Below are 22,931 nucleotides of genomic sequence, written 5' to 3' on the forward strand. Positions count from 1 at the left end.
TTAAAGTATGTTTGGAGAAAGATTGTTTTTAAAGAATTCTCTAGATCCATGAAAAATTCTTTGTGCATTGGGTAAACATGAACGAGGGTATTCTGATGTGGCATTTAAAATAAGCTGCTATTTGAACATAATTTTTTATTGTATTTAATTGTAAATTGGTTACGTCAAATATATTCAAAAGGATATAGTTTGGATAAGAAAGTAGCAATAAATGAAATGATAGTTATCAGAATTAGAATTTAATCCAGCAGGGGTGGATTTTTTCGAAAAGGGATTAATCCTCAATAATCTAGATTTCCTTTAATTTACAAAGCTAAAAGGACAGGTGTATTCAACTCTGTGGTATCTCTAGCCTAATCAATTCGAGAAAAACCACCTTTATTCTACGGGTAAGAAAGGGACTGTCCAGGTCTAAACCTTCTCCTTAATGAAGGACACACTTAGGTTATTTAAGACAAGCCATATTTAAAAAGTTATCCTTATATAAGCTCCAATTTTTTGACAGAAATCCCCATAAGCTCCTTTTATCTTTAGGGTATTATTTTTTACGATGAAATTTTATACAAAGGATGTTGAATATAGCTTCTTTCAGTCTGTCGGAAATATTTTCAATAATAGAACTTGAATAAGAGTGGATAATAAAGGTAAAAGCCGATAATCTTCAGGAGAAGTACCGGCTTTTATGATAAAAAAGACATATTTCTTTTACTTCAATAAAATATCGATTAAAAGAAACCCGTGTCGACCGAGGTAAACCTTGATAGAACGGAGTTATTGCCCGCCGCCAAATTGGCTCATCAACCAGCTGCTTTGACTGTTAGCCTGCTGCATTGCTTTTTCCATTGCAGTAAATTGTTTATAATACCTGTCTTCCAATGAACCCATCCGTTTTTCAAAATCATCGATACGCTTGTCTATTTCAGAAATTTGTTTCCCTACCACACTAGTGGTTCCATTTAAAGCTTGTGTCCCTAATGATAACATGGATGCGTCTAATTGCTCATACAGCCTATCAGCAACACCACTTTGGTCATATTTAGCCAGACTTTTGAGAGTATTGGAAGTGTCAGTAGATGGAAGATTGCTGGTACTTTTACTGAAAATATCTGTCACCTTAGTTAAATCATTGGCGATTGCAGCCTTTAATTTGGTTTCGTCTATCTTTAATTTTCCGTTGTCCCTCCAACTATCCGCCAATCCGACTCCTATTGATGATAAAGTACCCACAGTTTCGGGAGTATAAGTGTTTGTGGCAATGTCAAGCTTCATGTTAATGACGGGAGCATTTACAGAAGCACGCATTTTTGTAAGAAGATTAGTAATAAGCGGATCTTTGCCTAATAGACCTTCCTTAGCTTTTGCTTCCCAGCTTTCAATTTGACTATCTTTCATGGCAGATTTTTGCTCATCTGTGAGAGGGTCATATCCTTTAGCTTTTCTCTCATTAACCTTATTGGTCAGATCGTCAACCAAACCATTATAAGTATCAACAAATTTTTTGATTCTGTCAAAGATGGCATCATTATCTTTCTTTTGCGTCACAGTTGTAGTAGATGCAGAGGTACTTTTTAGATCAAACTTTACACCATCATAAGTAATTGAGTTAGTGTCGGACTTATACAGCAAACCATTAATAGTTGCTTCTGCTTGTGTTTTATTTCGTCCCTGTACAGACGATATTGTAGAGTCTGCAAAAGTATTAGGATCATTTAGATCATTATTTTTTCCAGTCGATCCTGTTTTTATGCCTAAACCTGATAGAGGATTCACTGCTCCAGGTGCACTAGGGTCGATCGTAATCTTAGATGAATCACCTGTACTACTACTACTAAATGTGATAGACTTCTCTGTTGCAGAATAACTCATAGTTAAGCCAATACCGGCAGTTGTATTGACCGTTGTAATCAAGTCGTTAAGTGATTTAGCAGGATCCACAGTTATAGATATTCCGTTAATTAATATAGACCCCGCTGTTGCTCCGTAATCTGACATTGGCTTAGTTGGGTCTGTAAGATTACCATTACCAAAAAATTTGACGGAAGCAGCTCTTTCTGATTCTGCTAATTTTATGCCGGTGATATCATAACTTGTCTGTGTAGGAGAACCAGTTACAGTCGCTGTCACAGCATCAGGATTAGAAGACTCAGATGAGTTCTTGTTAAAGTCTCCTGTCCAACGCATATCTTGCATCAGATTGCGAAGTTCAGATATCTTTGTATTAACGTCTCGATATGCATCAGTCTTCCAAGTTTGCAGTTGTTTTTGCTGATGTAACTTATCTGCTGGTTTTCTGGCCGCAGTCATCAGTTCTTTAACAGCCGCGTCTACATCAAAACCTGAAAATCCATTAATCCTCATAATTACTTCACCTCTATAATTTATATTTAATTGCCAAATAAAAAAACTTGATACTTGTTTAACTCTAACACTTGTTTCTTTTGTACCGGACAGAATATTGTTGCCTTTTTCCAACAGGATAAAGGCATGGCACTTACGAACCTTCTAGAGTTAGAGAAGTATTTTTTCTAAAATTAATAGAAAATAACTCGAATTTATGCGCAGGAATAGTTCTTTGGTGTTGGAAGATAAATGAACTTAATAATCTAAACCGTTATTGGTCCGTTATGTAAATACCTTTTTATAAAACGTGCGTATATTATTATATATCGGCATAACATATTATTTTTAAATAAATTTATGCTTCTGTTTGGTTTATTACAGCAACCCTGCCCTTGAAATACTAAAGAGAACTTAGTGAATTCGGATAATTGGCCGAAGTTGCATAAGAGGTATGTAAAATCAAGGGGGGCATAAAAAACCACTTTTTGTACTGGGAATTTATTATTAACAATACGGAAGTGTGTCCGATAAAATAACTAGATAGAAATTTTCTAAATGCGGAGGATAATTTTATGATTGAACGACTTTCAATTAACCTTTCTCCTACCTCACCCAGACCTGCAGAATTTAACGGTAAAGAGAGTTCTCAAGTAAATCAAGAACAGCTAACTGTTTTAGACCGTAACCAAGATAAAGAAGAAATAACCAAAGAAAAATTAAACCATATGGTTGACAGTGTGAACCAATTCTTAAATCATACTGCTCTCAAATTTGAGTTTCATGAAAAACTGCATGAATATTACGTTACCATAGTAGATAGCGAAACAAATGAATTAATTAAGGAAATCCCCCCTAAAAAAATGTTAGATGTGTTTGCACAAATGGAACAATTTTTAGGAATAATCATTGATAAGAAAATATAATGGGGCGGCTACTAGAATCAGTGGTCGAGGCAGACGCGTTGTAAGAACGGTATCTGTTTCTGAACAACTGCTTTTCAACAAAAATATTAATTCAAAATCAAAGTAACCTAGCTGTCATCTTAAAATTAAATCTAAAAAAGCTTCAGGACATTTGTCCGATCAAAAAACCGGGGGTCAGTCTTTTCAGTGAGCCAGCAATACAGACAATTGGACCTGATGGAGCTTTAGAAAATCAAGGCTATAAGTCACGATAAGTTGCCAAAAAGCTACCATGACTGAGTTTGACACTCGACAGACTTAATTAGTTTCAATAGACAGCTAAATTAGTGACTTCGATGACCGCTGCTACCGTCAATATACCTCCATGGACAATACAACAATCCAGCAATCGATCTCACGCATCATTTTAGTGGGGCGTAGGAAAGGAAGAAAATTTCTTTGCAAAATCCTTATCAAGCTTATCAAAATAATAGTGTAAATACTGCTTCGCCAGGTGAATTGACACTTATGCTTTACAACGGCTGTATTAAGTTCATTCACCAAGCTAAGGTCGCTATGGAAAATAGACAGATTGAATTCAAGAATATTAATCTTCAAAAGGCACAGAATATTATCCAGGAACTGATGGTCACTCTGGATATGAAACTGGAAGTCTCAAAAAACATGATGTCTCTTTACGACTACATGAACCGCCGTCTAATTGAAGCAAACATAAAAAATGATACTTCCATCTTAGACGAAATAGAAGCACTGGTAACGGAGTTCCGTGACACCTGGAAGCAGGTAATTCAGGTTAACCGCCAAAAGCAATTCAGCCAGGGTGGTTCCGTTTAATGAACCGCCTGCTCCCGTATCATGAGATGTCGCTTAAGCTGCTTGATTTAATTAAGACTTCTTCTGAAGAAACGCGTGATGAACAGATTGAACAGATAGTAGATATGCTGGACTCACGGCAAAAATTTCTTGCTTCAATACTTCCTCCATATTCAGAGGAAGAATTATTTACGGGCAGTATACTAATAGAAACTGAAGAGGAAATAACCAAAAAATTATCAGTGATTAAGCGGGCTATCCAGATGGACATACAAAAGCTTCAGAAGAAAAAACTGGGCAGTCAAAAATATAAAAACCCTTATCAGTCACTGTCGTTGGATGGAATGTTCTACGATAGGAAAAATTGAAAGTTGAGCCATCCTTTGGGATGGTTTTTTAAAACAAACATTTTTAGACATTTTTCTACAATATAGGTATATTTGACTATTCACTAACACTTGTACACCTATTAATATAGTAATTAAGACTTAGGTAAAATATAGTGAAAAAGGCAAATCGCGGGAAACTGTGAGACGCAAAGCCAAGGGCCTGATCCTAAGCGTAAGCTTTGGAAGGCAGCCGGTTGCCACAAGGGCCTCATAGCCAAAACTCTATGAACCTTGTATAAGGTTCTTTATTTTTGTCTTTTTCACAAAAGAAAAGGCGGGAAATTATGATGAGAAGGTCACTTAAAAAAACTTCATTGTTTTTAGCGGTGCTGATACTTGTGTATCAATTTATCGTACCTATTGGAAACGTTCTTGCGGCAGAAAGCGGGACATTGCTTCCACCGAGCAATCTTGTCTACTCTCAATCAACACCGAGTGACGGAAAGCTCCAATGGAGTGCCGTGTATGGCGCTACGGGATATGTCATTTATGCCATTGAGGAAGGCCAGCTGATCAGACTGGGGACTGCCAGTACGAATAGCTATAGTTTAACTAACCTGGCAGAAGGAACACATCAATATGTGGTCTCTACATTGAGTTCTGATGGTGAATCGGGACCATGTGCACCTGTAAGCAATACAATTTCCTATCCAAAGATGCAGGCACCGCTAAACCCGGCTTCTGTCATCAAGAATGGAAATGACATTGTACTAAGCTGGAATGCTGTCCAGTATGCGCAGAACTATAATGTATACCAGTTATCAGAAACCGGAGAGGAGACATTGGTCAAAACCGTGTCAGCCCCTTCAAGCACCTATACCATATCGAATTCTCCTGAAGGACAATTCAAATATGGGGTTAGGGCCGTAAATAATCTTTATGGAACATCGGATTTATCAGCATTGGTGGATGTAAATTTGGTTTATCCGAAGATGGCGAAGCCGGGAAATCCAACTTTTTCAATCACAAATGGAAATGATGTAACTCTTAGCTGGCAGCCAGCAAGCTATGCCAGCGGCTATAAGGTATATCAGACAGTAAATGGAGAAGATGTTTTAATCAATACAGTTACAAACACAAGCGTGAAATTAACCAATCAGCCCGCTGGTGATTATGCCTATAAAGTATATTCTTTCAGCGATCGATTTGGACAGTCTGTAGATGCGGGTATTATTAATATAACGGTAGGTGCAATTACACTGACACCGCCCTCAAACTTAACCTCCAAGATACAAAATAATAATGACATTGTTCTTAGTTGGTCTGCAGCTGCGAATGCCACAGGATATAAAGTTTACCAGGTGACGGATAATGGAGAAGAACTGGTTAAGACGCAAACGGGCACAACTGTTACTTTTACAAATATGCCTGCCGGGGATTACACCTATAAAGTCTATGCCTACAGCGACCGTTTTGGAACTTCCCAAGGATCAAGTGTCACTGCTTCCATTAGTCAGGTCATAATGGCTGCACCAGAAAATGCGGCCTATAAGCTTCAAAATATAAATGATATCGTTCTAACCTGGTCACCGGCTGTTAATGCAACGGGCTATAAAATATATCAGGTAGTGGATGGGGAAAAAGTATTAAAGAGTACTGTGTCCGGTACCACTGTTACCTATTCGAACATCCCGGCCGGCAGCTATGAATATGCGGTAAGCTCTTACAGCACAAAGTTCGGGGAATCAGAAACAGGCAGCTCAGTTTCCGTAACCATAGATCCATATATTATGGGGATTCCAAACAGCCTTGCTTATAAAATTCAAAACGGAAATGACATCATTTTAAGCTGGGATGCTGTACCAAATACTACTAATTATAAGGTGTATCAAATTGTTAATGGACAAAGGGTATTAAAAAGCAGTCCTACTGGCGCCTCAGTTACATTTACCAATATGCCAGCAGGGGAGTATAAATATGAGGTTACTGCATTCAATACAAGATTTGGAGAATCACCTGAGGGAGCAGCCGTATCCACTTCCTTGGAGCTGCCAGTTATGCAGCCTCCATCAGAAGTTACACAGACCATCAAGAACGCTACAGATTTCTCTTTAAGCTGGAAGCCTGCTGACTATGCAGCAAATTATAGAGTCTATCAAATTGTTAACGGGCAAAAAACGTTAAAAAGTACAGTAACAGGTACAAGTATTAGCTATATTAATATGCTGCCTGGAACCTACAATTATGAAGTAACATCCTACTCTTCCCGTTTTGGGGAATCTAAAGGTACATCTGTCGAGGTCAACCTAAATGGCCAGACCATGTCTGCTCCAACCAATCTATCTTATACAATATCAAATGGAAATGATATTACCTTTAGATGGACGGGGGCGCAGTATGCTTCAAGCTACAAGGTATATCAGGTTGTTGACGGAGAAAAGGTCTGGAAAGCAACTGTTACAGGTACAAGTGCGTTTTTAAGTAATGTATCTGAAGGGAACCTGCAGTTCTATGTTACCTCTGTTTCATCACTGCTGGGCGAATCGCCTCAGGGGGCAGAAACGGCTGTTAATATGGCATATCCAGTGATGGCTGCCCCGGCAAACCTTACAAAGACCATAACAAACGGAAACGACATTACATTAAGATGGAACACATCCGCATATGCAGTCAACTATAAGATCTACCAAGTTGTAAACGGTGAAAAGATATTAAAGAAAACGGTAACTGGAACTTCGGTATCATTTACAAATATGCCGGAGGGAGACTATCAGTACATAGTTACATCATACAGTGACCGTTTTGGAGAGTCAGACGACAGCAACCCGTTATATTTTCAGCTGGTGTTCCCGACCATGCAGGCACCGGGAAATCCAGCCTATTCGATCGCAAATGGAAACGATATTGTCTTGCGATGGAATGCATCTTCATATGCAGCTGGATATAAAATCTATCAGCTGACAGACGGAGAGAGAAAATTAGTTAAAACGGTAACAGGCACAGCTTACACATTTGTTAATATGCCTGAAGGAAATTATAGCTATGAGATTACTTCCTACAGTGACAGGTTCGGCGAATCACCGATTGCATCAGCCATAAGCTTCAATCTTATCTGGCCGACCGTACCGGCTCCGGATTTACAGGGAACGGTAGTTAATGCTAATAATATTACGCTTACGTGGAAGGCAGTTAACTGGGCGAATGAATATAGAGTTTATAGGCTTAATGGAGGAACAAGGGAGCTCCTCTATAAAGGAACGGCACTGACATACAAGGTGTATAACTTAACGGAAGATACCCATTCATTCATTGTGACAGCCTATAATACAAGATTCGGTGAGTCGGTTTCGTCTAATGAAATGACTGAAACCATCGTCTACCCGGTTATGCAGGCACCAAATGCCTCTGCTGCAGTTACGGGGGCCGACAGTGCAAGGCTGAGCTGGAACTTTGTAGCCTATGCTAATGGATACAATATCTACGAGGTTAAAGATGGGAAGACGGAATTGATCGTTAAAAATGTGAATAATCTTTCTTATTCACTTCAAAACTTAAGTTACGCTAATCACGAATATGTCATCACGTCTTACAGTAATTCTTTCGGGGAATCCATCCCTTCAAACAGTGTTATGGCAAAACTGATTGTTGATACAGAAGCACCAGTAACAACTAGTAATGTGAGCCCGAATTGGACAAAAGAGGGCCAGCTTGTCAGCTTAACAGGAGACGACAATGAGACCGGAGTCGCCCACACGTATTATTCAGTGAATGACGGTGCTTTTACAGAAGGGACATCTGTTTCTGTGGAAAAGGAAGGGAGTACAAAGCTATCTTTCTATTCAGTGGATCAAGCCGGCAATGTTGAAAAAACAAAAACTGTGTATGTCAAAATAGATAAAACGGCGCCAAAAACCACCTCCGATGCACCACAGGAATGGGTTAACACCAATACACTGGTAGCTCTTACAGCATCAGATGAAAATAGTGGAGCAGAGAAAACCTATTTTTCCCTTAATGGTTCTGAATTTAAAGAAGGGAATGAGGTAACTGTTGAACAAGAGGGTATAAACCACATTTCTTTTTACACAGTAGATGGTGCAGGAAATAAAGAGGAAGTACAAACCGCTGTGGTAAGAATAGATAAAAAAGCACCTCTAACTAGAGTTTCAGTACCTGAAGGGTGGGTCAACAAGGAAGCCGAAATAAACATGACCGCTGAAGATGAGCAAAGCGGGGTAAAGGCAACCTACTATTCTATTAATGGATCCGACTATAAAGAGGGAAATTCGTTAACTATTTCAACACAGGGAGTAAATAAAGTAGATTACTATTCTGTTGATAGTGCGGGAAATAAAGAAGAAAGCCAATCTATTACTATAAAGATGGATACAGCCGCGCCTAGTACTGAGCTTAGTGCGCCTAAAGGATGGGTTCAGGAAGCAGCCGTTAAGCTGTCAGCAGAAGATGAGTTAAGTGGAGTTTCAAAAACCTACTACTCTATAAACGGGTCTGACTATAAAGAAGGTTCTTCTTTTACTCTTAATCAAGAGGGAATTAACCGTATTGCCTATTATTCAATCGACAACGCGGGAAATAAGGAAGAGGTTAAAAGCAGTGAAGTAAAAATAGATAAAACAGCACCTGCAACAACCACATCCGTTCCTTCAGGCTGGGTGAATGAGGATGTGAACGTAGTATTAGAGGCAAGTGACGAGGAAAGCGGTCCAGCAAAAACACTTTACTCTGTCAACGGTTCTGAATATATGAAAGGAAATACTTTTACCGTGCAGCAGGAAGGAATGAATACCATTTCCTACTACTCCGTTGACCAGGCCGGAAACCGAGAAGATACACATACCATTCAGGTAATGCTTGATAAAACAGCGCCGGTTACAGGAGACAATGCACCCCAATCATGGGTTAAAGATGATACGAAAATAGTGCTGGTCCCACTAGACCAGGCAAGCGGAACAAGTAAAACGTATTACTCTATTAATGGATCGGGATATAGTGAGGGAAGTTCATTCACCATTGAAAAAGAGGGGATCAATAAAGTTTCCTATTATTCAGTGGACCGTGCTGGAAATAAAGAAGAAGTACAAACAATTGAGGTAAAGCTTGATAAATCAGCTCCAGTTATTCATACAAACCTGACTGAGTACTATAAATTGGGCAGCAAAATGAAACTTGACTTTTCATCAGAAGACACACTTTCCGGGATAAATGAACAAAAAGCGTTGATACTTGCCCCGGGAGAACCGTCTGAAAAGAATGTAAGCAATGGCTCAGAGATCGTTTGGGATAAGCCGGGGAATTATTTGGTTACTATATGGGCCACTGACCTAGCAGGAAATGTTACTACAGTTAAAAAGCTGATCACGGTTTATATACCGGCTTCTATCGAAGTCACACCAAAAGTAATTAAGGGCAATAAAGGGATCTTTACAGTGAGGGCAGAGCTGCCGGCCGTGATTGCAGGCGAGTTTGAGCTCAACAAGACCACATTAAATAACGTTAAGGCTTTAAACAGTAATAATGGTTATTACAATCAGGCCAGAAACGGCCAATTTAAATTTGAACGCTCCGACTTTAACTGGGCTGCTACTAATGTTACCCTTGAACTGCGCAGTGAGGTGAATGGATATTTAGTGATTGGAACGACTACTGTCACTGTTCAAAAATAAGCAAAAATGGATAAGATCCCTCAAGCACTGCTTGAGGGATTTTTTATAGTGATGGCAAAAACGACATACGAAATTATTACTGATAGCAGGGGAAGGCTTGCGTTATAGTTCGGCTGAGTGCGGAATTTGAATTTTGAAGTAAAGGAGGGGTAATAATGGCTGATATCAGGTACACTTCATTACACTTGATTGCAGGATGGGGACGACCAGAAGCTGCAAAAGATTTACCAGGAAGAGGGGGATTGTTTTTAAACATGATATGTTCCTTTTTTAACCCACTGTAAAGGTTCCAAATAAAAATTCGACATTAACAGAAAAATCAGTTATCTTTTACAGCCGAATAGCTTATAATGGGTTAAACCCTCATAAAGAATTTTCAAGACAAAAATCTTTTCATTTCGACAAAATTCTTTATGCGTTTATGAAGGATTTGTAAAGGGTACCGTAGAAAGTATAGATATACCCTTAATAAAGGAGGAATTCATCGATGAATTATAACGTTCGTGGTGAAAACATTGAAGTAACTCAAGCTTTGCGTGACTATGTAGAGAAAAAGATTGGAAAGTTAGAGAGATATTTTAATGATACTCCCGATTCAAATGTAAATGTAAATTTAAAGGTGTATAACGATAAAAATACCAAGGTTGAGGTGACCATCCCCATGTCAGACCTCGTCCTCCGCGCAGAGGAATTCAACCCTGACATGTATGCAGCCATCGACCTGATATCCGATAAATTAGAGCGCCAGATCCGAAAGCATAAAACAAAGGTGAACCGCAAGTTCCGCGAAAAGGGCAGCATCAACCAGCTGTTCGCAAGCGCCGCTGATGCCGAGGCAAGTGCAGCCATCGTAGATGTCGAGGAGGACAATGAGCTTGAGGTTGTCCGCAACAAGCGCTTCGACTTGAAGCCAATGGATAGCGAGGAAGCGATCCTTCAGATGAACATGCTGGGCCACAGCTTTTTTGTCTTTACAAATGCGGAGACCAACGTGACGAATGTTGTATATAAACGTAATGATGGAAGATATGGGCTGATTGAGCCTAGTTAAATAGATTGAAAGTATGACAGAGAGCCTGATTCATAATGAATCAGGCTCTCTTCATGTTGAAACATGTCTAATCCTTCCATCTTTTGTCCTATAAAAATATAGTGCTGAGGACGGAATCATGTTGACATTACGTAGTGCCGGGTGATATCTTATCATTAAGATGTTCTTTATAAAGAACAAAACGAACTAACATTAAGAAAATCTATCTATTAAGCAGCGCGGGAGGATCCCAATGAGTGCAATTACCGGAATCATGAATTTTAATCGCGAACCAGTCAAACCAGAGGATGGCGTGAGATTAATGCACGGTTTAAGTCAGTTTCCCTCTGATGATATTCGGGTATGGCAAAAGGATCATGTCTTCCTTGGCTGCCACGCACAATGGATCACACCGGAATCTGTCGGGGAACAGCTGCCGTTTTATCATCCAGAAAAACGACTGGCCATAACTGCGGATGCGATTATAGATAATAGAGACGAACTCTTTGATAAATTGCCAGTTAATAAAATACATAGAGAAGGAATGCCTGACAGCCAACTGATCCTGCTTGCTTATGAGAAGTGGGGGGAGGATTGTCCTAAGCATTTGGTTGGTGATTTTGCCTTTTTTATATGGGATGAGAGAAAACAAAAAATATTTGGAGCCAGGGATTTTTCGGGAAGCAGGACTCTTTATTATTTCAATGATCAAAAACGATTTGCTTTTTGTACAGTCATAAACCCATTGTTCGAACTCGATTTTATAAAAAAAGGCCTGGATGAACAATGGCTTGCTGAATATTTGGCCATATCTGGTGTGATTGACACGGCAGACTCATCTATAACCCCATACCTGGGAATAAAACAAGTGCCTCCATCGCACAGCCTATCCATCATGAAAGGTGAAATAAATCTGGTTAGATATTGTCATGTATACCCAGATAAGAAGCTAAAGTTAAAGTCGGATGAAGAGTATGTAGAAGCATTTCAAGATGTGTTTCAGAAATCTGTAAAATCACGTTTGCGCACCTTTCGTAAAGTAGGTTCTCACTTAAGCGGCGGGCTCGATTCAGGTTCGGTTGTGAGTTTTGCTGTAAAAGACCTGAGAGGAGCCAATAAAAAATTACATACTTACAGCTATATTCCGCCAAAGGATTTTGTAGATTACACACCGAAAAACCTGATACCTGATGAACGTCCCTTTATTACTTCCACTGTTCAGCATATAGGAAAAGGAATCAAAGATCACTATTTAGACTTTGAGAATACGGATTCCTATTCGGAAATAGATGATTTTCTTGAAGTAATGGAGATGCCATATAAGTTTTTTGAAAACTCCTTCTGGTTAAATGGGATATTTAGAAAAGCTCATGAAGATGGAATTGGCATCCTGCTCAATGGTGCGAGAGGAAACTTTAGTATTTCGTGGGGGCCAGCACTAGATTATTACGCACTCCTTTTAAAAAAGTTCAGATTATTCAATCTTTACTATGAGCTGAATCAATTCAGTAAAAATGTAAGGGGTGCCAGACTCAGGAGAATTCCAGTTCTAGCAAAATTGGCTTTTCCATTTATTGAACGGTTTTCTTCATCTAATGACACCTATAAATTTCCGACGTTGATAAATCCTGATTTTTCAAGTAGAACGGGTGTTTATAAAAAAATAGAGAAGTTTGGAATTGATCAAGACGGCTGGTTTGCTACATCTAATGTTTACGATCAAAGAAGGAGACATTTTGAAGATGTATTTCATTGGAATGCTTCAAATACAGCCGCAACAAAATTATCATTACGATATTCACTATGGGAACGGGACCCAACTAATGACTTAAATGTAATCCAGTTTTGTTTGTCGCTGCCCGAGGGACAATTTGTAAAAAATGGTCTTGATCGTTCTCTTATTCGTAGAGCAACCAAAAACCATTTGCCCGATAAAGTCAGGTTAAACCAGCGGGTCCGCGGAGTCCAAGGTGCAGACTGGGTTCATCGGATGATGCCGCACTGGCAAACTTTTATTAATGAGTTAAGCCGGCTTGTATCAGATAAAAGAGTAAAAGAATACCTGAATACCTCAGTGCTGGAAACAGCATTAGCCAAGGCAAAAAAAGGACCTAAGCCCGAACAGGCAACTGATCCGGAATATCGGATACTTATGCGCAGTTTAATTGTTTATCGATTTATCAATCATTTTAATTGAAAGGGGGTGAACTTAATGAAAAAGCAGTGGGAAAAGCCTGTTCTGGAAGTACTTGATGTGAAAATGACTATGGGACACACAGCACAGATGGACCATCTTGACGCTAAATATGAAGCTGGTACACCGTATGCGAAGTTGACTTGGAGTTAAATATGTAACAAGTCTCACACTTCCCACTATTACGGGTCTACTAGGGTTTTATACATATGGAGCCAGGTAGATGGTGGTAATCAGGATTCAATGTTATGCCCTTATACATGATCGAAGTATAAGGGCTTTAACATTATGTAATTTACATTGGAGTGAAAAAAATGTTGAAAACTGAAACAAAGACTTTGTATAAAGCTTTTGGTTTATCAGTGACAAGTGATATTTTTCTGCCGGAATTACCTGTTCTGGAAGAAGCGGCAACTTCAAGTGATATAGAAATCAGCATAGGGGAACTGTCAAAGCTCTGGTCAGAATTATCGAGTGAAAATAACGCATTTGTGATAAAAAAAGAGTTCATTATGGTTCACGTACCGAAAGTGGCCATTTTTTCTATCAGGGATGGAAGCAAGATAACGGTCTCTCCTTTGGGGGAGTATGATGAAGACCTGGTAAGGCTATACCTTTTAGGGACTTGTATGGGAGCAGCTTTGATTCAAAGAAAGGTCCTCCCGTTACATGGAAGTGCAATAGCTATTGATGGAAAGGCATATGCAATAATCGGAGACTCAGGTGCGGGTAAGTCCACACTTGCCTCAGAGTTCTTAAACAGGGGATATCAGCTGTTGAGTGATGATGTTATCGCTGTAACAATGGATGGACATATCCCGCTGGTGACACCAGCATATCCGCAGCAAAAGCTCTGGGATGAAAGTCTTAGCATTTTTGGATTGGAGTCAAGCAAGTACCGATCGGTATTTGGAAGAGAAAATAAGTACTGTGTACCTGTCACTTCCAGTTACATCTCTGACCCGCTGCCCCTTGCTGGTATTATTGAGCTGGTAAAAACCGAGGAAAAGGATATGACATTTCAGCGTGTGGAAAAATTAGAGAGATTACAGACACTATTTCTCCATACTTACCGGAATTTTTTGATTTATCCTTTGGGATTAATGGACTGGCATTTCAATATGACAGTAAACATCATTAATACTCTTGATATTTTTCAACTGCAAAGGCCAAACAAGGGATACTCACCAGACTTTATAGCATCGTTAATACTTAAATCAATAAAAGGGGAGAAATAAGCGATGGTTAAAACCTTTACCATGGACCAAAATACACTATTTACTCAATGTCCAGGCAGCATTGTCAGTGATATGGATGGAGAAAAAGTCATGCTAAGCATTAGCAATGGAAAGTATTATAACCTTGGAGACGTAGGGGGAGATATATGGGAATTATTAAAGACTCCCATATCAATAAGCGGGATCATTAAGAGTCTAACCCAGGAGTACGATGTGGAAATTGAAGATTGCACAGAACAAGTTCATTCATTTATCGAGCACTTATATAAGGAGAAGCTAATAGAGAAAGCAGAATGAATAAGAGAAAGGACCATGCAGCTTGAGGAAATTAAAAACGTTTATTTTCTTAGATATAGAGACTAAATGGTTATTAATAGAATCTTTTATTTTCTTGGGATGGGCACGATTCCTTAAAATGCTTCCATTTTCAAAAGTTGCACCTGCGCTGGGGATTCAAATGGTTGAGACTTCTTTTTCTGACCATTCAAACAATAAATGCTTAAAGAAAGTATCCTCTGCGATTCATATAATGAGCTCGTATACTTTTTGGGAAAGCAAATGCTTAGTAAAGGCTGTGGCAGCTATGAAAATGCTGGAGCGAAGGAAGATTGAAAGTACGCTATACTTTGGAACCGCTAAGGATGACACCGGGCAAATGATTGCGCATGCCTGGCTGCGGAGCGGTTCAATCTATGTTACGGGATCAGAAGGAATGGAGCAGTTTACCGTCGTCAGCCATTTTGCTAAAAAGATCACTGACAATAGGGGAATATGATGGATAATAACTTCGATCTTAATTTATCACGTATACCAAAAGAATTATTGCTGCTATTAGAAATCATCAAGCAACATACACAGGAAAAGCCCGACGTTCGCATTTCCTCACTAAAAGACACGGATTGGGAGCTTTTTATTGAATTAGCCAAGCATCATCGCATTTATCCATTTGTTTATACATCTTTAAACAGAATAAGTCCTGATGCAGTCCCGGCAACTGTTCTTCAAGAATTAAAACAATATTATAAACATAATACTTTTCAAATGCTTAGCTTAACTGCTGAAATGAATAGGATCAATGAAGTGATGAGCGAGACTGGAATACCAGTTTTGTTTTTAAAAGGGCCAGTTCTGGGAGCAGAACTATATGGTGATATTTCACTTCGCACTTCTGGTGATTTGGATTTTTTGGTTCCATTGCATGCACTTGATAAAGTAGAAGCTCTTCTTGCAAATTTAGGATTTATTAAAGACGATTATATTCAAACCGTGCTGGATGACTGGAAATGGCGGCATCACCACATCACCTATTTCCATCCAGAACGAAGAATAAAGCTCGAAATCCATTGGAGACTGAATCCGGGACCTGGAAAGGAACCGAGCTTTAATGAACTCTGGTCAAGAAAAAGGCGCAGTACGGTAACCGGATCTTCCATCTATTTTTTAGGCCGGGAGGATCTATTCTTGTTTCTTGTTTCACATGGAGCCCGCCATGGATGGTCTCGTCTTCGCTGGCTGTTGGATATTCATCAAATGGTGAATCAAGAAATGAATTGGGCTGAACTCCAAAAGCTATTACGCTCATACAATTATGCACATATAGGCGGGCAGGCAATCATACTAACCTCTGTACTATTTAATACCACTGTCCCCAAAGAAGGGCAATCATTCCTATCTTATAAAAAATCCAGGACATTAGCCCAGGAGTCTATATTTTATCTCGAGAGACTAGTTAACCTGCACACGGATCCTGTGCCAGAACACATCTCAAAGTATCATCAGCGTCATTTGTTCTCTTTGATGGATCTGCAGCGAAAGATTTTCTATATGTTAAGCCTTTTGCATCCCTTTCCTACGGATGCTGGAACCTTACCATTACCAAAAAAACTGCACCTTCTTTATTTTCCTTTAAGGCCTTTTTTATGGATTTGGAGGAAGACTAGGAGACATGCATGGTCATAGGAGGATAAGGTAGTGAAACAACTGCTGTACTTCGTAAAAAAACTGCATATCTTCTCTGGAAAAATCATCTATTTTAATCTGATCTCTATGATCCTGATAGGTCTGGTTGAAGGGATCGGAATTTTCATGTTGATTCCCCTGATAGGGGTGACTGGAATCTTTCATTTACCCGTTTCAGATATATCTATTATAGCCATGCTAACCAGCCTGTTTAGAGGTATGCCAGAAACCATCAGTTTAACCATAATTCTGGGTGCGTATGTGCTGCTAATCGTTGCTCAAAGTTTTTTTAAAAGATACCAAACCATATTAAGTGTGAAAATCCAACAAGGCTTTATCCGCCATTTAAAAGAAGAAACCTATAACCGAATAATTTATGCCAACTGGAACTTTTTTTTGAAAAGAAGAAGGTCAGATATCATTAACTTAATGACAACGGAGATTTTTCGTGTGAGCGGAGGCACTAATTTATTTTTTCAATTTTTATCTTCTGTCATATTTACCTTCATACAAGTCAGCCTTGCAATGTGGATATCATTTAAAATGACGGCACTTGTCTTATTTTTTGGAATTGCCCTGATCATAACTTCAAGGAAATTTATAAAGAAGTCTCAAACGCTGGGCAGTGAATCCGTTCGGCTGTCCAAAGAGTATTTAGCGGGGATGACAGACCATCTTAATGGAATAAAAGAAATTAAAAGCAATTCATTAGAAGAAACTCATGCAGCATGGTTTTTAAATTTGAATAAAAAGATTGAAAAAAATATTGTTAATTTTGCCCGGCTCTCTACTAAATCGCAGCTTATTTATCAAGTCATATCTGCTTTATTAATTGCGGTCTTTGTTTTTTTATCTATTAAGATGTTTAAAGCTCAGCCAGCACAATTGATGATCATTACCGTTATTTTTTCAAGGCTGTGGCCGAAATTTTCAGGTATTCAAGCAAACTTGGAACAGATTGCAGCGGTGCTGCCATCCTTTAAGGCGTTGTTAGATTTACAGAAGGAAGGGATGGAGGAGAGGGAGCAAAATCCGGGGGATCATCAAAACATAAAGCCATTATCCGTTAAGGAAGGAATAGAGTGCAGCGATCTATATTTCAAGTATAACCAAGAGAAATTAGCTCTTGAGAATATAAACTTGTACATCCCGTCGAATGGTATGACAGCAATTGTTGGGCGTTCGGGGGCAGGAAAGAGTACATTAGTAGACATCCTAATGGGACTTAACCGTCCTGAGAAAGGGAAAGTATCGATTGATGGCGTTACTGTAGAGAAAGAGCATTTAATCTCATTGAGAAAATCGATCAGTTATGTGCCGCAGGACCCATTTCTTTTTAATACGACGATTAGAGAAAACCTGCTGCTGAACGCTCCAAATGCCAAGGAGGAATCACTTTGGGAAGCTCTGGAATTCTCAGCTGCTGCCGACTTTATAAGGAAACTCCCAGAAGGATTAGATACACTGATTGGAGACAGAGGGATCAGGCTTTCTGGAGGGGAAAGACAGCGGATTGTACTGGCAAGGGCCATTTTGAGAAAACCATCCATCCTAATACTGGATGAGGCCACAAGTGCATTAGACTCGGAAAATGAATCCAAAATCCAGCAGGCTTTAGAAAAGATGAAAGGAAAAATAACCATCATTATCATAGCTCATCGACTATCAACTATCCGTAATGCCGATCAGCTGATTGTGCTTGATAACGGAAGGATCATTCAAAAAGGAGGCTATCACCAGCTTTCCAACGAAAAAGGAGGGGTTTTCAGAGAACTATTATTCAGACAATTAGGATAATTTTACTTTTCATCATTGACATGTTCTTTATAAAGAACTAAAATAGGACTATATTAATAGACATACTGATAAAATAGTAACAGAAATTTTTTTTGCTCACAATGTTCTTTATTTAGAACGAAAGATTGAAAGGAGGCTTAATGAATACCTTGAATGATGATAACAGGCAGGCTAAGGAAATTAATTTAAAGGAAATTATGCTGGTTATAAAAAGACGGCTATTGATTGTGATCTTAATGACAGTTGCAGGGACTGCTGCGGGAGCTATTTATAATAGCATAAATAAGCCTGTTCCTTTGTATCAATCTTCTGCAAGAATTGTCATTGATACAAATGCCGATAGCAGGGCCACTCTTCAAGTTATCATTAAAGATTCGATTATATTGAAAAAAGTTATTGATAAGCTGGGTTTAACTGAACAGCCGGAGGATCTGGCACAACAAATAACTGTGACCAGTATTGAAAATTCTCAAGTAGTAAATATTGCAGTAATAGATACGAATCCAAAGCTGGCAGCGGATATTGCCAATACTACTGCCGCCGTATTTAAGGATGAAATTGTTCATATACTTAATTTTAAAGGAGTTACACTATTATCATCTGCGGAAGAGAAGCCTTTCCCCATCAATGGCAGCAGCAACAAACTAATCATTATCGGGTTCATTGCCGGATTAGCGGCAGGTATAGGCTTAGTCTTTTTACTAGATTCACTGGATGACACAATTAGATCTGTAGAACAGGCAGAAAAGCTATTTGAGGTACCAGTTCTGGGCAGGGTTAATAAGATCAAACAGAAAAAGGAAAAGAAAAAAAATACGATGGATCTCATAATGAGAGGTGATTCATTTGGTTCTAAGTAAGATGAAAAACATGATGAAGGCTCCTAAAAGAAGAAATTTAATAGCTTTCACTCAACCTGACTCTAAAATTTCAGAACAGTATAGATCCATATGGGCCAACCTAAAATATATTAAAAGGGGTGCTGGCAGTCACAGGATATTAATTACTTCTCCAAGTATGAATCAAGGAAAGTCGACAACTGCTGCCAATCTAGCCGTTACCATGTCCCTTCAGAAAGAAAGAGTGTTACTGATTGATGGGAATTTAAGAAGCCCATCGCTTCATTACATATTTAAGCTGCCAAATACAAGAGGACTTACAGACATACTGAATGGTGCAATGACCTTTGAAGAGACGATTTATCCGTCTAAAATCGGAAAGCTTGATATTCTGACAAGCGGATCAGTTCTGGAAAATCCGGTAGAGTTGATTGAATCAGAACAAATGGATTCACTGTTAAAAATGGCAGAATCTCAATATGACATGATCATTATGGATTCTCCTTCCATTCTTGATATCACGGAAACAAAGTTATTGGCGAATAAATGTGATGGAGTGATCATAGTAGTGAAAAACTCCAAAACCAATACTGAAGCGGCTTTGACTGCCAGAATAGCCTTAGAGAGGGTTAATGCAAATATTGTTGGTTTAGTCATAAACAGTTGATGCAAAAAAATTTTATTTCAATGTTCTTTATAAAGAACTTATCGGTGATGCCTACTTACCGCTATCAATGGAGGCACTCGGTCATGCTGTGGGTTAGCTGCCTTAGACGCCGGTCGTCGAGAGTGTGATGTGAGGAGGGGTTGAATGCCCCATTTATTAAAGTTTTTAAGCATGGGGTTTCATGCTTAGACTCTATGCCTAAGTACTTTAATCTTTTAAAGGAGGAAGCCGTGAAAGACCTGGATAAATACCCAAAATCTATAACAAAAGCGATCCGCTATATTAAGCAGGATGCACCGATCGAACAGCTGGAGGAAATTAGAAATCTCGTAAACTATGCCATTTGGAAACGAAAACTGAAGTCGGAATGATTTGAATATGAAGAGAAGGAAGGATGAAATTTGACCTATCGCCAGCGCTTGTCACTATTTATTGTTATTGATGCCTGCATTGTTTTAACGGCCATCTACATAGGAAGGTTCATGGTGGACCCAAATTATAAAGTGGTAACAGAAACTGTTGTCATCAGCTCACTAGCAATCATATTAAGTCATTTTATTTTTTCCGTTCATTTTCATCTATACCGTAAAGTCTGGGAGTATGCGAGCACCGGTGAACTTATCATTATTTTAAAAACTGTTACCGCTTCTATCATTTCTGCTTCGATAATACAGCTGTTAGTCTTTCAGGAAGTCTCCTTCAGGCTTTTATCGGTAACGTGGCTGCTTCATGTGACTTTTATATGCGGGTCAAGATTTTGCTGGCGTATGTTTAGAGATTCATATATAAAAAAGGATTTGAATAAAAAAAGAACTCTGATTGTCGGTGCCGGTATGGCGGGAACCATGGTTGTCAGGCAGTTACAAAAGAGTAGAGAGGCAGAGCTGCTTCCAGTCTGTTTTGTAGACGATGATACTAAAAAGTACAAGCTGGATATCCTTGGGATTCCAGTGCTGGGCGGGGTATGCAGGATTGAAAAAATTGTGAAGGAAGAGAGAATTGAAAATATCATCATTGCAATCCCCTCTCTTAACAAGAAGGAATTGAACACCATATTTAAAGAATGCGCAAAAACAACCGCAAAAACACAGATATTGCCCATGCTTGAGGATTTGGTTACAGGCAAGGTTTCCGTCAACCAATTCAGGGATGTGCAAGTTGAAGATCTACTGGGCAGAGAACCTATCTCTCTTGATATTGAGAGTATTTCAGAATATGTGACAGACAAGGTCGTGCTTGTTTCTGGTGCTGGAGGGTCGATCGGCTCTGAAATCTGCCGTCAGATATCAAAGTTTAATCCCAGCAAATTGGTATTGATGGGACATGGAGAAAACAGCATTTATTCCATTGAGATGGAACTCAAACAGAAGTTTAAGAATAATTCGATTGAATACATTACAGAAATCGCTGATCTTCAGGATGCCAAAAAAATGATGGCAGTGATGGCAAACTATCAGCCAGACGTTGTTTACCATGCGGCTGCCCATAAGCATGTTCCACTAATGGAACGTAATCCGGAGGAGGCCATAAAAAATAATGTGATCGGGACCCTGAATATTGCGGAGGCCGCGAGCTGGCATGGAGTAAAAACCTTCGTCATGATTTCCAGCGATAAAGCAGTTAACCCGACCAGTGTCATGGGATCAACCAAGAGGCTTGCAGAAATGATTATTCAGAACATGGACCGGCTCAGCGAAACCAGGTTTGTGGCTGTCAGATTTGGAAATGTCCTGGGAAGCCGGGGCAGTGTAATTCCTCTATTCAAACGACAGATAGAAGAAGGGGGACCTGTCACCGTTACAGATCCTAAAATGATTAGGTACTTTATGACTATTCCTGAAGCCTCAAAGCTTGTTATCCAGGCAGGTGCATTGGCAAGCGGAGGAGAAATCTTCGTGCTCGATATGGGAGATCCTGTGAAAATTGTAGATCTGGCTAAAAATCTCATCAAGCTGTCGGGGAATTCAGTGGATGATATCGGAATTGAATTCACGGGAATGAGACCGGGAGAAAAGCTGTTTGAAGAACTTTTAAACAAAGATGAAGTTAATGAGAATCAAGTGTATCCAAAGATTTATATAGGTAAATCCGCGGAGCTGCTGATTCAGGAAATCGACGATCTTATTGCTAATTATGCCGTATTGGATAAACAAACTTTAAGAGAGCAAGTTTTGAAAATCGCAAATCATAAAACAGAGCCAGAATTATCATATACATAAAGGAGGATTAACGTTGAAGGTACGAAAAGCAATCATCCCTGCGGCTGGATTAGGGACAAGGTTTTTGCCTGCAACAAAGGCGATGCCAAAGGAAATGCTGCCCATTGTGGATAAGCCGACTATTCAGTATATCGTGGAAGAAGCCATCGAATCAGGAATAGAAGATATTATCATTGTAACAGGAAAAGGGAAGAGGGCGATTGAGGACCATTTCGATCATTCCTTTGAACTTGAGCAGAATCTTCTGGAGAAGGGGAAGCTTGAGTTATTAAGTGAGGTCCAAAAATCATCAAAGATGGTAGATATCCATTATATACGCCAAAAAGAGCCTAAAGGCTTGGGACATGCCATCTGGTGCGCAAGAAAGTTCATCGGTCATGAACCCTTTGCTGTGCTTCTGGGAGACGATATAGTACAAGCGGAAAAACCTTGTTTAAAGCAGATGATCGAGCTGTATGATCGATATAAGGCCTCTATTCTGGGTGTTCAGACGGTTCCTCAGCAGGATGTTTCGAGATATGGGATTGCTGATGGAGTTAACATTGGCGAACGTTTTTACACAATAAAGAGTCTAGTAGAAAAGCCAAAAGTGGAAGAAGCTCCCTCTAATCTCGCCATTATGGGCAGGTATATCTTAAATCCAAAAATCTTTGAAATACTTACAGAACAAAACCCAGGCGCAGGAGGAGAAATTCAGCTGACAGACGCCATCAGCAGGCTGAATCAATTCGAAGCTGTATATGCCTATGATTTTGTTGGAACAAGATATGATGTAGGTGAAAAAATGGGCTTTATCCAGACCACTATTGAATTTGCCTTGCAGCGGCCAGAGCTGCATAAGGATTTGCTGGAATACCTCTCAAATGTTTTAGAAAAAGAAAAGGTTTTGAAATAAGGAT

At 39.3% G+C, this 22,931-nt stretch carries 19 protein-coding genes and 1 riboswitch; of the genes, 18 read left to right on the forward strand and 1 reads right to left on the reverse strand.

All coding sequences use genetic code 11. From position 1 onward, the window contains the following. Positions 1–771 precede the first annotated feature (771 nt). The gene (gene fliD / locus H539_RS0116050; RefSeq protein WP_026694355.1) at positions 772–2,358 is read right to left on the reverse strand and encodes a flagellar filament capping protein FliD; all 1,587 of its coding nucleotides are present in this window, start codon (positions 2,356–2,358) and stop codon (positions 772–774) included. A 554-nt stretch (positions 2,359–2,912) separates the two neighbouring features. Here fliD and flaG point away from each other — a divergent pair. The 18 genes from flaG to galU all read left to right on the forward strand — a co-directional run bounded on the left by flaG (position 2,913) and on the right by galU (position 22,927). Continuing rightward, complete coding sequence (gene flaG, locus H539_RS0116055; protein ID WP_026694356.1) at positions 2,913–3,263, forward strand: flagellar protein FlaG; 351 nt, start codon at positions 2,913–2,915, stop codon at positions 3,261–3,263. A 432-nt stretch (positions 3,264–3,695) separates the two neighbouring features. Then, positions 3,696–4,097, forward strand: a complete 402-nt coding sequence (gene fliS / locus H539_RS0116060) for a flagellar export chaperone FliS (RefSeq protein WP_026694357.1) — start codon at positions 3,696–3,698, stop codon at positions 4,095–4,097. Continuing rightward, on the forward strand, positions 4,097–4,444 hold the full coding sequence (gene fliT, locus H539_RS0116065) for a flagellar protein FliT (RefSeq protein ID WP_026694358.1): 348 nt from the start codon (positions 4,097–4,099) through the stop codon (positions 4,442–4,444). Before fliS ends, fliT begins: the two co-directional genes overlap by 1 nt. 132 nt (positions 4,445–4,576) lie before the next feature. Continuing rightward, a riboswitch (cyclic di-GMP riboswitch) is annotated at positions 4,577–4,667 on the forward strand. A gap of 82 nt (positions 4,668–4,749) precedes the next feature. Beyond that, positions 4,750–10,089 carry an OmpL47-type beta-barrel domain-containing protein gene (locus H539_RS0116070; RefSeq protein ID WP_051348637.1) on the forward strand — a complete coding sequence of 1,780 codons (5,340 nt, stop codon included), beginning with the start codon at positions 4,750–4,752 and terminating at the stop codon, positions 10,087–10,089. 155 nt (positions 10,090–10,244) lie between these two features. After that, positions 10,245–10,373, forward strand: a complete 129-nt coding sequence (locus H539_RS33140) for a hypothetical protein (protein ID WP_281171434.1) — start codon at positions 10,245–10,247, stop codon at positions 10,371–10,373. 203 nt (positions 10,374–10,576) lie between these two features. After that, a complete protein-coding gene (gene hpf / locus H539_RS0116080) occupies positions 10,577–11,140 on the forward strand; it encodes a ribosome hibernation-promoting factor, HPF/YfiA family (protein WP_026694360.1) in 564 nt (187 codons plus the stop codon). A 232-nt stretch (positions 11,141–11,372) separates the two neighbouring features. Beyond that, positions 11,373–13,316 carry a lasso peptide isopeptide bond-forming cyclase gene (locus tag H539_RS0116085; protein ID WP_026694361.1) on the forward strand — a complete coding sequence of 648 codons (1,944 nt, stop codon included), beginning with the start codon at positions 11,373–11,375 and terminating at the stop codon, positions 13,314–13,316. 15 nt (positions 13,317–13,331) lie between these two features. After that, positions 13,332–13,466, forward strand: a complete 135-nt coding sequence (locus H539_RS31625) for a paeninodin family lasso peptide (protein ID WP_155890095.1) — start codon at positions 13,332–13,334, stop codon at positions 13,464–13,466. Positions 13,467–13,627: 161 nt separating this feature from the next. Beyond that, positions 13,628–14,551, forward strand: coding sequence for an HPr kinase/phosphorylase (locus H539_RS0116095; RefSeq protein ID WP_026694362.1), 924 nt, complete (start codon positions 13,628–13,630; stop codon positions 14,549–14,551). A 3-nt stretch (positions 14,552–14,554) separates the two neighbouring features. Then, positions 14,555–14,848: a lasso peptide biosynthesis PqqD family chaperone gene (locus H539_RS0116100; RefSeq protein WP_026694363.1), complete on the forward strand. Its 294-nt coding sequence runs from the start codon at positions 14,555–14,557 to the stop codon at positions 14,846–14,848. 22 nt (positions 14,849–14,870) lie between these two features. Then, positions 14,871–15,326 carry a lasso peptide biosynthesis B2 protein gene (locus H539_RS0116105; protein ID WP_026694364.1) on the forward strand — a complete coding sequence of 152 codons (456 nt, stop codon included), beginning with the start codon at positions 14,871–14,873 and terminating at the stop codon, positions 15,324–15,326. After that, a complete protein-coding gene (locus H539_RS0116110) occupies positions 15,326–16,510 on the forward strand; it encodes a nucleotidyltransferase domain-containing protein (RefSeq protein ID WP_026694365.1) in 1,185 nt (394 codons plus the stop codon). The genes H539_RS0116105 and H539_RS0116110 overlap by 1 nt, the downstream gene beginning before the upstream one ends. Positions 16,511–16,522: 12 nt before the next feature. After that, the gene (locus H539_RS0116115; RefSeq protein WP_026694366.1) at positions 16,523–18,307 is read left to right on the forward strand and encodes an ABC transporter ATP-binding protein; all 1,785 of its coding nucleotides are present in this window, start codon (positions 16,523–16,525) and stop codon (positions 18,305–18,307) included. A 140-nt stretch (positions 18,308–18,447) separates the two neighbouring features. Further along, on the forward strand, positions 18,448–19,167 hold the full coding sequence (locus H539_RS0116120; protein WP_026694367.1) for a YveK family protein: 720 nt from the start codon (positions 18,448–18,450) through the stop codon (positions 19,165–19,167). Continuing rightward, a complete protein-coding gene (locus H539_RS0116125; RefSeq protein ID WP_081415916.1) occupies positions 19,154–19,813 on the forward strand; it encodes a CpsD/CapB family tyrosine-protein kinase in 660 nt (219 codons plus the stop codon). Before H539_RS0116120 ends, H539_RS0116125 begins: the two co-directional genes overlap by 14 nt. Before the next feature lie 230 nt (positions 19,814–20,043). After that, the gene (locus tag H539_RS32435; RefSeq protein ID WP_169816036.1) at positions 20,044–20,184 is read left to right on the forward strand and encodes a hypothetical protein; all 141 of its coding nucleotides are present in this window, start codon (positions 20,044–20,046) and stop codon (positions 20,182–20,184) included. Between the two features lie 30 nt (positions 20,185–20,214). Beyond that, positions 20,215–22,032 (forward strand): polysaccharide biosynthesis protein, encoded by a 1,818-nt coding sequence (locus tag H539_RS0116135; RefSeq protein ID WP_026694369.1) that lies wholly within the window; start codon positions 20,215–20,217, stop codon positions 22,030–22,032. 13 nt (positions 22,033–22,045) lie between these two features. Then, positions 22,046–22,927 carry a UTP--glucose-1-phosphate uridylyltransferase GalU gene (gene galU / locus H539_RS0116140; protein WP_026694370.1) on the forward strand — a complete coding sequence of 294 codons (882 nt, stop codon included), beginning with the start codon at positions 22,046–22,048 and terminating at the stop codon, positions 22,925–22,927. Positions 22,928–22,931: the final 4 nt, after the last annotated feature.

The sequence above is a fragment of the Peribacillus kribbensis DSM 17871 genome, from assembly GCF_000430765.1.
Classification (GTDB): domain Bacteria; phylum Bacillota; class Bacilli; order Bacillales; family DSM-1321; genus Paraperibacillus; species Paraperibacillus kribbensis.

What these genes read in the sequence shown, in the direction of transcription:
- H539_RS31625 (WP_155890095.1), top strand. Translation starts at nt 13,332, where the DNA reads ATGAAAAAGCAGTGGGAAAAGCCTGTTCTGGAAGTACTTGATGTGAAA.
- hpf (WP_026694360.1), top strand. Translation starts at nt 10,577, where the DNA reads ATGAATTATAACGTTCGTGGTGAAAACATTGAAGTAACTCAAGCTTTG.
- H539_RS0116085 (WP_026694361.1), top strand. Translation starts at nt 11,373, where the DNA reads ATGAGTGCAATTACCGGAATCATGAATTTTAATCGCGAACCAGTCAAA.
- H539_RS0116110 (WP_026694365.1), top strand. Translation starts at nt 15,326, where the DNA reads ATGGATAATAACTTCGATCTTAATTTATCACGTATACCAAAAGAATTA.
- H539_RS0116095 (WP_026694362.1), top strand. Translation starts at nt 13,628, where the DNA reads ATGTTGAAAACTGAAACAAAGACTTTGTATAAAGCTTTTGGTTTATCA.
- H539_RS0116120 (WP_026694367.1), top strand. Translation starts at nt 18,448, where the DNA reads ATGAATACCTTGAATGATGATAACAGGCAGGCTAAGGAAATTAATTTA.
- fliT (WP_026694358.1), top strand. Translation starts at nt 4,097, where the DNA reads ATGAACCGCCTGCTCCCGTATCATGAGATGTCGCTTAAGCTGCTTGAT.
- fliD (WP_026694355.1), bottom strand. Translation starts at nt 2,358, where the DNA reads ATGAGGATTAATGGATTTTCAGGTTTTGATGTAGACGCGGCTGTTAAA.
- flaG (WP_026694356.1), top strand. Translation starts at nt 2,913, where the DNA reads ATGATTGAACGACTTTCAATTAACCTTTCTCCTACCTCACCCAGACCT.
- H539_RS0116100 (WP_026694363.1), top strand. Translation starts at nt 14,555, where the DNA reads ATGGTTAAAACCTTTACCATGGACCAAAATACACTATTTACTCAATGT.
- H539_RS33140 (WP_281171434.1), top strand. Translation starts at nt 10,245, where the DNA reads ATGGCTGATATCAGGTACACTTCATTACACTTGATTGCAGGATGGGGA.
- H539_RS0116070 (WP_051348637.1), top strand. Translation starts at nt 4,750, where the DNA reads ATGATGAGAAGGTCACTTAAAAAAACTTCATTGTTTTTAGCGGTGCTG.